This is a genomic window from Amaricoccus macauensis (assembly GCF_014201905.1).
Lineage (GTDB): Bacteria > Pseudomonadota > Alphaproteobacteria > Rhodobacterales > Rhodobacteraceae > Amaricoccus > Amaricoccus macauensis.
The window spans coordinates 1,034,869-1,048,070 of the sequence record NZ_JACHFM010000002.1; the positions used below are offsets into that span (position 1 = coordinate 1,034,869).

Below are 13,202 nucleotides of genomic sequence, written 5' to 3' on the forward strand. Positions count from 1 at the left end.
GGCCGTTCAGGCGGCCCCGGCCACCCCGGTCACCAGCCCGCGCCACTCCGCCAGTTCCCGCCCGCCGGCCTTGCGGTGCCCGAAGATCTGGCAGGCCAGATCCCCCGCCGAGTCATAGACCTCCAGCGAATGGATTTCGCCATTGACCGAGGGCTTGCGCACCACCCACGCCCCCGCGACCCCCGCAGTGTCGAGATGCAGGTTGAAGCCCGGATCGAGCACGTTCAGCCACGACCCGACCTCGACGATCCGCTGCACCGGACCGGTCTCGATCTGCACGCAACCCGGGTTCGAGACGAAGACCATGATCGGCACACCCTCCGCCGCCACCCCGTCGAGCACGGCGCGAAGCGCGCTCACCGGCACCTGCCGCGCCCGCTCCGGCCCGGCGAGCCGCATCCCCTGCGCCCGCGTCACCCCGAACCGGCGCAGGATCATGAAGAACTCGTGGGTCATCCCGAGCCCGTCCCACGCCGCGCGAAAGCCCGCGACGTCGATCTCGCCGTCCGGCCGCTCCCCGGCCCGCGGCTTCGGCAGCACGAACGCCGCCGGCGCCGCATCGGGATCGGCCACCGCCGCGACGATCGCGTCGAACGCCGCCCGATCGGTGCCGCCGGTCGCGTAGACCTTGTGGATCGCCGTCCCCGTCGCATCGAAGAACTGCAGGCTCCGGCGCGGGCCCGAGCGGGTATCCTCGTCGAGGCAGTAGCCATAGCGCCAGTGCTGCATGAAAAGCCGCAGGTCGATCTCACCCACCACCTGCCCCATGGCTCCCTCGAAGGCCGGCTCGGAAAACCGTCCCGTCAACTCGTGGACGCAGGTCTCGTTGCGGGTCAGCGCCATCACCTCGCCAACCTCGGGAAGCCGCGCGAGAATGGTCCCGAACCCTTCCGCCACATCGGCCCGCCTGAGGCGCACGGCCGCACCGCCCGCGCGCCGCGCTTCGAGAAGTGCCGCCTCCGGCACCCCGAGCGCCGCCGCCGCATCGCGCATCCGCGGATTGGCACCATCGGCCCTGAGCGCCGCCTCGCGCTCGAGAAGATCAGTGGCAAGCTCTTGGCTGGACATCGGCACGCCTCCACGACGGCGGCCGGCACCCGGCCCGGAGCCGCGAAACTAGGCCCCCGTCACTCCCCCGGCAAGTCCCGGACGCCTCGGCAGGATGTTGCCACGCCGCGACCCGTCATGTAACATTCGTCCAAACGCCCGGGGAACGGTACACCGGGCACAGAAATTCTGGTTTCTACATATGGCGCGGGACTTGACGGAGTCTGCGCAGGAGTGTGTCGCGTTCGTTCCGAGGCGCCGCGATCTGGCGGCGCCGGAGTCCGACTTGTACGCGGCCCTCGACCTGGGCACGAACAGCTGCCGGATGCTCATTGCAACGCCGGATGCCGGACGCTTTCGCGTGGTGGACGCCTTTGCCAAGTCGGTCCGGCTCGGCTCCGGCCTTGAGCGCACCGGTCACCTCTCCCGCGGCGCCATCGGCCGCACCCTCGCGGCGCTTGATGTCTGCGCCAGCAAGCTCGCCCGCTATCAGGTGGAAAACGTCCGGCTCGTCGCCACCGAAGCCTGCCGCCGCGCCCGCAACGGCAGCCACTTCCTCGCTGTCGCCGCGCGCGAGACCGGCCTCGCCCTCGAAGTCATCCGGCCCGAGGAAGAGGCCCGCCTCGCGGTGATCTCCTGCGCGCCGCTGGTCTCGTCGAAGGCCGAACAGGTGCTGGTCTTCGACATCGGCGGCGGCTCGACCGAACTGGTCTGGCTCGACCTCTCGAGCGTCGATCCGTCGCGCCGGGCCCAGGCGATCGTCAACCTTGAAATGTCCGGTGGCGAGCAGGGCCCGGACACCGCCCGCATCGTCGACTTCATCTCCGTGCCCCTCGGCGTCGCCACCCTGCACGAGCGCTACGCCGACGTGAGCGACGACAGCGCCCGCTTCGCGCTGATGTCGTGGTACTTCGAGGAGCGGATCTCCGGCTTCAAGCCCTACCTCGAACACCTGACCGGCGACAATCCCGAGACCTTCCAGATGATCGGCACCTCCGGCACGGTCACCACGGTCGGCGCCGCACACCTCGGCCTCCGGCGCTACGACCGCCGCAAGGTCGACGGCATGCGGCTCTCGGCGCAGGCGATCGAGGAAGTGATCGCCCGCTTCCTGCGCCTCGGCCCCGATGGCCGGCGCTCGGACATCGGCCTGGGGCGCGACCGTTCCGAACTCATCATGTCCGGCGCGGCGATCCTGCAGACGCTGCTGCGGATCTGGCCGACGGAATCCATGCGGGTGGCCGACCGCGGCCTGCGCGAGGGGATGCTCTTCGCGATGATGAACGCGCGCGGCGCCTTCTGCGACGGGATCTGGGCGGAATAGCGACAGCGCCGGCCGGGCGTGCGGGTGCCGCCGCCGCCGTGCCGAAAAGGATGGAAAAGATGACCGACAAGCCGGGATCGGGCCGCGGACGCCGCGAGCTCCGGGTGCGGGTGAAGACCGCGAAGGGCCGAAAGCTCTCCTCGACGCTCTGGCTCGAGCGCCAGCTCAACGACCCATATGTGGCACGCGCCCGCATCGAGGGCTACCGCAGCCGCGCCGCCTACAAGCTCATCGAGATCGACGACCGCTTCCACCTGCTGCAGCCGGGCGGCCGCATCGTCGACCTCGGCGCTGCCCCCGGCGGCTGGACGCAAGTGGCGGTCGCCCGCACGAACGCGCTTCACGAGCGCAGGAACAAGCCGCAGGGCCGCGTCCTCGGCGTCGACCTGACACCGGTCGAGCCGATCCCCGGCGCCGAACTCATCGAGCTCGACTTCCTCGACGAGGGCGCGGACGAGACCGTGCGCACCGCGCTCGGCGGTCAGGCTGACGTCGTGCTCTCCGACATGGCCGCGCCCGCCTCGGGCCACCCGCAGACCGACCACCTGCGCATCACCACGCTGGTCGAGGCGGCCGCGGAATTCGCCATGGACGTGCTGGCCCCCGGCGGCGCCTTTGTCGCCAAGGTGCTGGCCGGCGGCGCCGACGCGACCCTGGTGAAATGGCTGAACCGGGGCTTTGCCAAGGTCCAGCACATGAAGCCGCCGGCCAGCCGCAAGGACTCCTCCGAGAAGTACCTCGTCGCCACCGGCTTCCGCGCCCGCCCCGAAAGCTGACCCGCCCCGCCGACGCTGCGCCTGCAGCCGTCCCGGGGGTTTTCATACGGCCTTGAAACCTGGAGAGCAGTCGTTTTCCGGCAACAGCCGGAAAACCGGAAAAGAAGACTCTGCGCGCTCCCGCGCGCACCGATTCGCGGCAAAGGCCGCGTCCGGCCCCCCCCCCGGACGCGGCCCACCTGCCTCAGGATGAGCGCCACCCCGACCTCACACTTCAGGGGCGCAAGACACACCTGCAACAGAGCCGGATCTGGCCCGGTCGTCGAAAGTTGTTTCCGCTTATCGAGAGAGATGCTATAGACAAGGGGTCTCCAATTGAGAATTCTCCCTGAATAGTTTTCCCCAAAACTACTCACTTCCCGCAAGCGGCCCCCCGTCCCTTCGGGATACTTGCGTTCTGGTTTGTTACCGCACTTGTTGTGCGCTCAAGCTGACGGGTGCGCGCGCTGCGCACCCGATCAGTCTCCGAAGCACGATCGAGGACATCAACCGCACCGCCTGTGGCAACACCGGCCGTGACGCTGCAGCCGGGCCGACGATCGTCACCAGGCGCGCGGGCGTCCCTCACCTCGGCCTCTCAGGTGCCGGACTTCATCTTCTGACGGTGGGGCGATCCACGGCGTTCACCTGGATTGAAATCCGGTAACGGTCGGAAATATCAGGTAATTCCAATACATAAGTGGGGCGCGCAATGTGCGCGCCCCGGTCAGTTCGACCAGTCCCGCCCGATCACTTCGGCCCGAGCATGTCCTTCGGCTGAACCACGCGATCGAAAGTCTCCGCATCGACGAAGCCGAGGTTGATCGCCTCTTCCTTCAGGGTGGTGCGGTTCTTGTGGGCGGTCTTGGCCACCTTGGTGGCGTTGTCATAGCCGATCGTGGGCGCCAGCGCCGTGACCAGCATCAGGCTCTCCCACATCAGCTTCGAGATCCGCTCCTCGTCCGCCTCGATGCCGACCACGCAGTTGTCGGTGAAGGCGCTGGCCGCATCGCCCAGCAGCTGCATCGACTGCAGCACGTTGTAGGCCATCATCGGCTTGAAGACGTTGAGCTCGAAGTGGCCCTGGCTGCCGGCAAATCCCACCGCCGCGTCGTTGCCCATGACGTGGGCGCAGACCATGGTCAGTGCCTCGGCCTGCGTCGGGTTCACCTTGCCCGGCATGATCGACGAGCCCGGCTCGTTCTCCGGCAGGATGAGCTCGCCCAGCCCGCAGCGCGGCCCCGACCCGAGGAAACGGATATCGTTGGCGATCTTGAAGAGCGAGGCCGCGACCGTCTTCAGCGCGCCCGACATCTCGACCAGCGCGTCGTGCGCCGCCAGCGCCTCGAACTTGTTCGGCGCGGTCACGAACGGCAGCCCGGTGATCCTGGCGATATTCGCGGCCACCGCCTCGGCAAAGCCCTTGCGGGTGTTGAGCCCGGTGCCGACCGCCGTGCCGCCCTGCGCCAGCGGATAGATGTTGTGCAGCGCCGCGGTCACCCGCTTGATGCCCTGCTCGACCTGGAAGGCGTAGCCGCCGAACTCCTGCCCGAGCGTCAGCGGCGTCGCGTCCTGGGTGTGGGTGCGGCCGATCTTGATGATGTCCTTGAAGGCCTCGGCCTTCTCCGCCAGCGCGCCGTGCAGCTTCTGCAGGCCCGGCAGCGTCACGTCCCGCGCGGTCATCGCCACGGCGACATGCATCGCCGTCGGGAAGGTGTCGTTCGAGGACTGCGCCATGTTGACGTGGTCGTTCGGATGCACCGGCTTCTTCGAGCCGATCTCGCCGCCGAGAATCTCGATCGCCCGGTTCGAGATCACCTCGTTCGCGTTCATGTTCGACTGGGTGCCCGACCCGGTCTGCCAGACGACGAGGGGGAAGTGATCATCGAGCTTGCCCGTGGCCACCTCGTCGGCCGCGGCAACGATCGCCTCCCCGATCTTCGCGTCGAGAACACCGGCTTCCATGTTCGCCTGTGCCGCCGCCTGCTTGATGATCCCGAGGGCGCGAACCACGGCCACCGGCTGCTTCTCCCAGCCGATCGGGAAGTTCAGGATCGACCGCTGGGTCTGCGCTCCCCAATAGCGGTCGCTCGGAACCTCGAGCGGGCCGAAGCTGTCGGTTTCGGTACGGGTCGCCGTCATGGACTTCATCTCCTCGTCAGATGCTGGCGCTCTCTTAGCGGCCCCGGGGCGAGACGTCCAACGGCGATTTGCATACCGTCGCGTGCCGATCACGGCACCAGTGGTGAAGCGTGCTCCACCCGTGATAAGCTCCTGCTGACGGAACCGGCAGGGACATGTCATGGACGAGTTCGACCTCAATCCGGAGCTTCTGCAGGAGCTGATCTTCAAGCTGCGCGCGGTGATGGCCCGGGAAGGCCTGGTCTCTCCCGATTCGGGGTCGAACCCGACCGACGACGAGGGCCCCGCAACCCTGCAGGAAGACGACGACGATCTGACGCGGGCCGAACTCGAAGCCCTGATCGACGACCTGGAGCCGGACCAGCAGGCCCAGCTCGTGGCGCTCATGTGGCTCGGGCGGGGCGACGTGGAGCCTGAGGAGTTCTCCGAGGCGCTGACGCTCGCCGCGGAGCGGCACGAGGGGGCGACCGCGGCGTACCTGCTCGCGCATCCGCACGTCGCCGACTATCTCGAGGAGGGTGTCGACCGGCTGATGGACGGCACCGACCTGATGGAGAGCGGGGAGTACTGACGAGGGAGCAACCATGGAGCGCGAGATCGACGTCTCCGCCCGACATCTTCTGAAATGGCTCAAGGCGGGTCCGCCGGGCGTCGAGGTCCGGGCGACCCGGGAATTCGTCTGGGACGGCGCGCCGGTCGCCGCCGAGGAACTCGACACCGAGGACGAGCTTGCGGTCGCGACCACGGTCGGGCTGCTCGAGGTTCGTCCGGCGCAGGGCCACGCATGGATGCTCCGGCTACGCGTGGAGAACCCGCTTGCCTGCCACCTGCCCGAGGACGGCTCGGTATCCGACGAGCCCGAGGAGATCGACCTTGACGATTTCGAGGCCTGTTTCCTCGACGAGGACGGCGACGCATCGGTAACCGTCGAGGCCGACAATCGCGCCGACGCCCGCGCGTTCGACAAGGTGCTCTCGGCGATTCTCGCGAGCGGCAGCTAGTCTCGCACCACCACCCGCGCCCGTGGCCCCATCCGTGAGAGGATGAAGTCGAGATCCGCGCGGCGGAACGCGATGCACCCTGCGGTCGGATATCGCGGCCGGCGCCAGACGTGCAGGAAGATCGCGCTCCCCAGTCCCGGCACCGGCGGGTCGCGGTTCCAGTCGAGCACCGCGAGCAGGTCGTACTGCCGGTCGGCCCGCCGCAGCGCCTCGTGGCTGAAGCGATGCGGACGCCGGACCATGCGGTTGTAGGCCGGATCCTTCGGATCGTCCGACCAGCCATCGCGCGGCTCGATCCCGCGCCCCGTGCCCGCGAGCCGGTCCGGCCGGTGCAGGACCACCTCGATCCGGTGCCGCCCGACCGGCGTCACACTGTCGCCCTCTCGTCGCTTCTCGCCGACGCCACCACGTCCGACGGCGCATGGGAAGCGGCGATTGAGAAACCACGCGCCCCAGCGGGTGACGACCAGATCGCCGGCCCGGGCGCGCAGATCGTCCCCGCCGTGCCTTGATCCGCCATGTCTTGACCGACCGTGACCCGTGGAGGGCTTCGGACTCACAGCAGATGCCCGCTCTTCGCCGCCTTGGTCGCGAGATATCCCTCGTTGAACGTCGTCTTCCCGACCTTGAGCGGCACCCGCTCGACGACCCTGAGGCCACACGTCTCCATCATCGCCACCTTGCGGGGGTTGTTCGTCATCAGCCGGACCTCGCGGAAGCCCATGGTCCGAAGCATGTTCGCCCCGAGCCGGAAGTCGCGCTCGTCGTCCTCGAACCCGAGGCGATGGTTTGCCTCGACCGTGTCGAACCCCTGATCCTGCAGCGCGTAGGCCCGCATCTTGTTGGCAAGCCCGATGCCGCGCCCCTCCTGGTTCAGGTAGAGAAGCACCCCCTCCCCCGCCGTGCCGATCTGATCGAGGGCCGCATGAAGCTGCGGGCCGCAGTCGCATTTCAGGCTGCCGCAGAGATCACCGGTGAAGCAGGCAGAGTGCAGCCGGCAGAGCACCGGCCGCGCCCGGTCGGCGGCACCGACCTCGACCGCATAATGCTCCTCCGTGCCATCGCGCGGCCGGAACACCCGCACCCGGCCCGCCTCGTTCACCTGCAAGGGCACCCTTGCGGCGGCGATCTCCACGAGAACCGGGGCGACCGGCATCGGTGGTACGTCCGAGAGCGCCACGGACGAGAGCCGGTGCGTCTCGGCGAGCGCCGCCACCTCGGCCGCCGGCAGCACGACGACCAGCGCCGCCGGCAGCAGGTGCGCGCTCTTCAGGAGCGCGATCGCCGCCCGATGCAGGCTCGGGTCGCCGCCGCGCCGCGTGAGATATGGCCCCTTCATCGGCCATTCGAGGTCCGCCGCCGGATTCGCCGTCGCGCGGACCCAGTCGATTTCCGCATCCGCCGGCAGCGCCACCCGCGCCAGATCGCCGTCGTAGGCACGCGCCTTCAGCGTCTCCGCCCGCCAGTCGGTGATCGCGAGATCGACCTCGCCGAGCGAGCGCAGATCAGCAAGGCGCGCCGCCGGAACGGTCTCCGCCGCCATCACGAGCGCGCCGGTCTCCGGTCCGAGAACCGCGATGCCAGCTCCCATGCGCAGGTCGGAGCGCGCCCGTGCGAGGCGCTCCACCGCGTCCAGCCCGAGGCTCATGCCGTCCTCCCTGAAACATTGTCGTGTCCGGAGACACACTGCCGTGAGGCTCCCGGGGGAAATATTGCGATCCGCGCGCAAAACCAACAGCTGAATGGGAAAAAGGAGATGAACCATGGGTGTCGTGAAGAGAATTCTCATGGTCGACGACGATCCGGACCTGCGCGAAGCGCTCGCGGATCAGCTCGTGGCCACCGAAGAATTCGACGTCTTCGAGGCGGGCGACGGTGAGGGCGGCCTCGCCCGCGCCAAGGAACAGATCTACGATCTCGTCATCCTCGACGTCGGCCTGCCGGACATGGACGGGCGCGAACTCTGCCGGCTGATGCGCAAGCAGGGGGTGAAGTGCCCGATCATCATGCTGACCGGACACACCACCGACAGCGACCAGATCCACGGGCTCGAGTCCGGAGCGAACGACTACGTCGCGAAACCGTTCAAGCTGCCGGTGCTGCTCGCCCGTATCCGGGCGCAGCTTCGCCAGCACGAGCAGTCGGAGGACGCGGTCTTCGGCGTCGGCCCCTACAGCTTCCGGCCCGCGGCGAAGCTGCTCGTCGACGAGCGCGACAAGAAGATCCGCCTGACCGAGAAGGAGACGAACATCCTGAAGTTCCTCTACCGCTCGGGTGCCGCCGTCGTGCCGCGCGACACGCTGCTGCACGAAGTCTGGGGCTACAACGCCGGCGTGACCACGCACACGCTCGAGACCCATATCTACCGCCTGCGGCAGAAGATCGAGCCCGATCCGGCGAACGCCCGGATCCTCGTCACCGAGCCCGGCGGCTATCGTCTGGTTCCGTGAGGCACCGGGGGAAAAGGCGGGCATCCGGCCCGTCTTTCCCGCAGTGCCTGCCATGAGCGGGAAGACCAGCGTTGTTCGAACCCTATCTGCGCCTCTGGGGCCTCGTTCCCGACGGTGAACCCATCACCACCCCCGCGGCGCGCCTGCTTCCGGTGCTTCGGAACGGCGAGCCCGCCATGCTGAAACTCGCGTCCAGCCCTGACCAGCAGCGCGGCGCGGCGCTGATGGCGTGGTGGAGCGGCGATGGCGCGGCCCGGGTCTTCGCCCGGGACGACACCGCCCTCGTCATGGAGCGCGCCACGGGCGCCCGGTCGCTCGCGGACATGGCCCGGGGCGGCGACGACGATGCGGCCTGCCGCACGCTCTGCGCAACCGTCGCCCGGCTGCACCGCAAACGGCCCGGTCCGCTTCCCGAGCTGGTTCCCCTGACCCGGTGGTTCCGGGAGCTCGAACCAGCCGCGGCACGGTACGGGGGGATACTGACCCGCAGTCTCGCGACCGCGCAAATGCTGCTCGCCGATCAACGCGAGCCCGTCGTTCTCCACGGCGACCTGCACCACGACAACGTGCTCGACTTCGGCCCGCGTGGCTGGCTCGCCATCGACCCGCACGGGCTGATCGGCGAACGCGGCTTCGACTTCGCCAACATCTTCACCAACCCGGACCTGAGCGATCCGAGCCGGCCGGTCGCGACGCAGCCGGGGCGCTTCCATCGGCGACTCGGCGTGGTGACCGACGTGGCGGGCATGGACCGCCGCCGCCTGCTTCAGTGGATCCTCGCCTGGACCGGCCTGTCGGCGGCGTGGTTCCTCGAAGACGGCGACCCTCTGGCGGAGGTGGACCTGAGGATTGCGGAACTCGCGGCGGCAGAGCTTGCCTGACGGAAAGGCCGCGTGCCGGCCATTGGCAATCCCGGCACCGGCATCTATGGGGACACCTCCTGACAGCGGGCTGACAGCGGGCGATGGCCGTGAAGATTGCCACCTGGAACATCAACTCGGTCCGGCTCCGCGAGGAGTCGGTGCTCCGCCTCCTGCGTGAGGAAGGCCCTGACGTCCTCTGCCTGCAGGAGACGAAGTCGCCGGTGGAGAAGATCCCGCTCGATGGCGTGCGGGCGCTCGGCTATGCCCACGTCGTCGCGCGCGGTCAGCCGGGCTACAACGGTGTCGCGATCCTGTCGCGCCTGCCGCTCGACGAGGCGCCGAGCCTTGCCTTCGGCCTGCCGCAGGATGCGCGCCACGTGGCGGCGCGGCTGCCGTCCGGCGCGGTCGTCCACAACCTCTACATCCCGGCGGGCGGAGATCTGCCCGACCCGGTGCTGAACCCGAAATTCCGCAAGAAGCTCGACTTTCTCGACGCCGTGCGCGCGGCTTTCAGCGTGGCGCCACGGGAGGGCGCGATCCTCGTGGGCGACTTCAACGTCGCGCCGCGCGAGGACGACGTCTGGGATCACAAGAAGCTCGTGAGGGTCGTCACCCACACGCCCGTCGAGGTGGCGGCGCTCGAGGCGATCCGCGCGGCGGGCGACTTCGTCGATGTGACGCGGGCGCACCTGCCAACGGGGCGGCTCTTCTCGTGGTGGTCCTACCGCGCGGCGGACTGGTCGACGGTCGACAAGGGGCGCCGGCTCGACCACGTATGGGCGACGCCGGACCTTGCCGCGCGCTCGGGCGGCAGCCGGATCGCGCGAGCCGTGCGGGGATGGGAACGGCCGAGCGACCACGCGCCGGTCTTTGCGGAGTTCGAGGCATGATCGAGGCTGAGATCGACGGGCCGGTGGGCCGTATCGTCCTGAACCGGCCGGAGGCACACAACGCGCTCGACCGCGCCGGGATCGACACGTTCGCCGCGGTGCTGGCCGACTGGGAGAGGCTCGACACGCTTCGCGTCGTCGTGCTGACCGGGCGCGGGCGCTCGTTCTGTGCCGGCGCGTCGCTCGGCGAGGTCGCGGGCGGCAGCTTCGGCGGCGTCAATCCGCTGACAGCACTCTGCGGCCGGCTCGACGCCGTTCCGGTGCCGGTCATCGCGGCCCTGAACGGCGGGGTGTATGGCGGTGGTGTCGAGCTGGCGCTCGCCTGCGACTTCCGCGTGGGAGTCGAGGGGATGCGCGCCTTCGTGCCGCCGGCGAAGCTCGGCATCCACTACGAGCCAGCCGGGATCGCGCGGGCGGTCGACCGGCTCGGCTCGCAGATCGCCCGACGGATGTTCCTGCGCGCCGAGACCTTCGGCGCCGATGCGCTGCTGGCCGCGGGCTTCGTCGACGAGCTCGTGCCAGCGGACCGCCTCGCCGCGCGCACCGACGAGATCGCCGCCGAGATCGCCGCGCTCGCACCGCTCGCCGTGCGCGGCATGAAGCGGACGCTGCGCGAGATCGTGTCGGGCACCCTCGACGAGACGGCGGCGCGCGCGCGGATCGTCGCCTGCTTCGCCTCGGAGGACCATGCGGAGGGCCTTGCGGCCCAGCGCGAGAAGCGCACGCCGCGCTTCACGGGACGGTAGTCTCCGCGCGCTGCCCGGTCAGGTCAGATCAGCTCAGACGGAACGGATGAGCGCCCGATCCAGCACCCGCAGCACGTGGGCGAGATCGTTGCCCCGGCGCAGGATGCGCCCGTCCATGGCGACCACCATGTACTGCCCCTGACGGGCGGCGAGACGCGGATGCTTCTCGATCCGGTAGAGCGGGCGCTCGGCGCTGTGCCGGAAGATCGAGAAGATCGCGTGCTCCTTCAGCATCGAGATGCCGTAGTCCCGCCAGAGTCCGGCGGCGACAGCACGCCCGTAGACGCCGAGAATGACGGAGAGTTCGGTGCGATGGAAGGCGACCGCGTCGGGAAGGCTCGGGAACTGGGCGATCTCGGAACTGCCGATCATGAAACGAACATGACGGCCCCGAACAGCTTTGGCAAGCGTGGCGCCGAACTCTGATGAACCATGTCTTGAGGGGGACGCGCCGGGGCGCTAGCGTCGCCGCTATTATGCAGAACCTCAACACACTCCCCACACCGTGCCTGCTTCTCGACGAAGCCCGCATGAACCGCAACATTGAGCGGATCCACGGCCGGCTTGCCGGCACAGGCGTGAGCTATCGCGCCCATCTGAAGACCGCGAAGTCGGTCGAGGTCGGACGGCGCCAGATGCTGACGCCGACCGGTCCCGCCATGGTCTCCACCCTGAAGGAGGCTGAACGTTTCGCCGACGCGGGAGTCACCGACATCACCTATGGCGTCGGCATTGCGCCGCAAAAGCTCGACGAGGTCCTCGCGCTGCGGGCGCGGGGCGTCGATCTCAGCGTCATTCTCGACAACGTGGCGCAGGCCGAGGCGGTCGCGGCCGCGTCTTCGCCCGGGATGCGCATTCCGGCGCTGATCGAAATCGACTGCGACGGCCATCGCTCCGGAGTGAAGCCCGACGACGCGGCCCTTCTTCTCGCGATCGCCGGGGCGCTGGAACCGGCGGCGGAGCTGCGCGGCGTGCTGACCCATGGCGGCGAGAGCTATGTCGCACGTGGCCGCGCCGCGCTCGAGGCGGCGGCCGAAGGCGAGCGGCGCGCCGTGGTGACGGCGGCCGGGACGCTCCGGGCGGCGGGCCATGCCTGCCCGGTGGTCAGCGTCGGCTCGACGCCGACGTTCATGAGCGCCACCGGCTTCGACGGACTGACCGAGTTCCGCGCCGGGGTCTGCGTGTTCTTCGACCTCTTTCAGGCCGGCGTCGGGGTCTGCAACGTCGACGACATCGCCCTGAGCGTGCTGGCCACGGTGATCGGCCACCAGCACGACAAGGGCTGGATCATCACGGACGCGGGCTGGATGGCCATGTCGCGCGACCGGGGCACCGCGGCGCAGTCGGTCGATCAGGGCTACGGCGTCGTCTGCCAGCTCGACGGCACGCCCTATGACAACCTGATCGTGGTCGGTGCGAACCAGGAGCACGGCATCGTGGCCGCCCGCGCCGGCAGCGGCGCGAGCATCCCCGACCTGCCGGTTGGCGCGCGGCTGCGGGTGCTGCCCAACCACGCCTGCTCGACGGCGGCGCAGTACGATCGCTATGAGGTGCTGCGCGATGGCGCGGTGGCCGAAAAGTGGCCGAGATTCAGCGGGTGGTGACGGGCGCCTAGTGCAGACGCCCGTCGAGATCGTAGCGCCCGCCTTCGCGGAGGGCGCCGAACATCGCCGAGACCTCGGGGTGGTCGACCGGTTCGCCGCTGTCGTCCATCACGAGGTTCTGCTCGGAGACGTAGGCCACGTAGTACGAGGTCTCGTTCTCGGCGAGCAGGTGATAGAACGGCTGGTCCTTGGCCGGCCGGCTGTCCTCCGGGATCGACTCCCACCACTCGTTGGTATTGTTGAACGACGGATCGACGTCGAAGATCACACCACGGAACGGGTGGACACGGTGGCGCACCACCTGCCCCAGGGAAAATTTGGCTGCTGTCTGCAACATGGCCGGTTACCCACGAACTCCGCTTCCACCCACGATAGTCCCC

At 69.0% G+C, this 13,202-nt stretch carries 15 protein-coding genes; 9 read left to right on the plus strand and 6 right to left on the minus strand.

All coding sequences use genetic code 11. The annotated features are described in order from the left end of the window. Window positions 1-6 precede the first annotated feature (6 nt). Complete coding sequence (locus HNP73_RS12380) at window positions 7-1,068, minus strand: hemin-degrading factor (protein WP_184149602.1); 1,062 nt, start codon at window positions 1,066-1,068, stop codon at window positions 7-9. Window positions 1,069-1,249: 181 nt separating this feature from the next. Here HNP73_RS12380 and HNP73_RS12385 point away from each other — a divergent pair, with 181 nt between their 5' ends. Beyond that, on the plus strand, window positions 1,250-2,371 hold the full coding sequence (locus tag HNP73_RS12385) for a Ppx/GppA phosphatase family protein (protein WP_184149604.1): 1,122 nt from the start codon (window positions 1,250-1,252) through the stop codon (window positions 2,369-2,371). Between the two features lie 59 nt (window positions 2,372-2,430). After that, on the plus strand, window positions 2,431-3,147 hold the full coding sequence (locus HNP73_RS12390; protein WP_184149606.1) for an RlmE family RNA methyltransferase: 717 nt from the start codon (window positions 2,431-2,433) through the stop codon (window positions 3,145-3,147). Window positions 3,148-3,876: 729 nt separating this feature from the next. On the opposite strand, the gene fumC is transcribed toward HNP73_RS12390, so the two are convergent. Continuing rightward, window positions 3,877-5,268, minus strand: coding sequence for a class II fumarate hydratase (gene fumC / locus HNP73_RS12395; protein ID WP_184149608.1), 1,392 nt, complete (start codon window positions 5,266-5,268; stop codon window positions 3,877-3,879). Between the two features lie 160 nt (window positions 5,269-5,428). Here fumC and HNP73_RS12400 point away from each other — a divergent pair, with 160 nt between their 5' ends. Next, window positions 5,429-5,839, plus strand: a complete 411-nt coding sequence (locus HNP73_RS12400; RefSeq protein ID WP_184149610.1) for a DUF3775 domain-containing protein — start codon at window positions 5,429-5,431, stop codon at window positions 5,837-5,839. Between the two features lie 13 nt (window positions 5,840-5,852). Continuing rightward, entirely contained in the window at window positions 5,853-6,269 is a 417-nt protein-coding gene (locus HNP73_RS12405; protein ID WP_184149612.1) for a hypothetical protein, read from the plus strand. Here the strand turns inward: HNP73_RS12405 and HNP73_RS12410 are convergent. Continuing rightward, window positions 6,266-6,760, minus strand: coding sequence for a L,D-transpeptidase family protein (locus HNP73_RS12410; protein WP_184150706.1), 495 nt, complete (start codon window positions 6,758-6,760; stop codon window positions 6,266-6,268). The genes HNP73_RS12405 and HNP73_RS12410 overlap by 4 nt on opposite strands. Before the next feature lie 65 nt (window positions 6,761-6,825). Continuing rightward, window positions 6,826-7,917: a GTP cyclohydrolase II gene (gene ribA, locus HNP73_RS12415; RefSeq protein ID WP_184149614.1), complete on the minus strand. Its 1,092-nt coding sequence runs from the start codon at window positions 7,915-7,917 to the stop codon at window positions 6,826-6,828. A 115-nt stretch (window positions 7,918-8,032) separates the two neighbouring features. On the opposite strand from ribA, the gene HNP73_RS12420 reads away from it, so the two are divergent. The 4 genes from HNP73_RS12420 to HNP73_RS12435 all read left to right on the plus strand — a co-directional run bounded on the left by HNP73_RS12420 (window position 8,033) and on the right by HNP73_RS12435 (window position 11,218). Continuing rightward, window positions 8,033-8,719 carry a response regulator transcription factor gene (locus HNP73_RS12420; protein ID WP_184149616.1) on the plus strand — a complete coding sequence of 229 codons (687 nt, stop codon included), beginning with the start codon at window positions 8,033-8,035 and terminating at the stop codon, window positions 8,717-8,719. 71 nt (window positions 8,720-8,790) lie between these two features. After that, on the plus strand, window positions 8,791-9,600 hold the full coding sequence (locus HNP73_RS12425; RefSeq protein WP_184149619.1) for an aminoglycoside phosphotransferase family protein: 810 nt from the start codon (window positions 8,791-8,793) through the stop codon (window positions 9,598-9,600). Between the two features lie 83 nt (window positions 9,601-9,683). Further along, entirely contained in the window at window positions 9,684-10,472 is a 789-nt protein-coding gene (locus HNP73_RS12430; protein WP_184149622.1) for an exodeoxyribonuclease III, read from the plus strand. Then, window positions 10,469-11,218 (plus strand): enoyl-CoA hydratase/isomerase family protein, encoded by a 750-nt coding sequence (locus HNP73_RS12435; RefSeq protein WP_184149625.1) that lies wholly within the window; start codon window positions 10,469-10,471, stop codon window positions 11,216-11,218. The genes HNP73_RS12430 and HNP73_RS12435 overlap by 4 nt, the downstream gene beginning before the upstream one ends. Window positions 11,219-11,251: 33 nt before the next feature. Here HNP73_RS12435 and HNP73_RS12440 read toward each other — a convergent pair whose 3' ends face one another. Next, window positions 11,252-11,590: a DUF2794 domain-containing protein gene (locus tag HNP73_RS12440; RefSeq protein WP_184149628.1), complete on the minus strand. Its 339-nt coding sequence runs from the start codon at window positions 11,588-11,590 to the stop codon at window positions 11,252-11,254. A gap of 158 nt (window positions 11,591-11,748) precedes the next feature. Between HNP73_RS12440 and HNP73_RS12445 the strand changes: the two genes are divergently transcribed. Beyond that, on the plus strand, window positions 11,749-12,822 hold the full coding sequence (locus HNP73_RS12445) for an alanine racemase (RefSeq protein ID WP_184149631.1): 1,074 nt from the start codon (window positions 11,749-11,751) through the stop codon (window positions 12,820-12,822). Window positions 12,823-12,829: 7 nt separating this feature from the next. On the opposite strand, the gene hspQ is transcribed toward HNP73_RS12445, so the two are convergent. Further along, on the minus strand, window positions 12,830-13,159 hold the full coding sequence (hspQ, locus tag HNP73_RS12450; RefSeq protein WP_184149634.1) for a heat shock protein HspQ: 330 nt from the start codon (window positions 13,157-13,159) through the stop codon (window positions 12,830-12,832). Window positions 13,160-13,202: the final 43 nt, after the last annotated feature.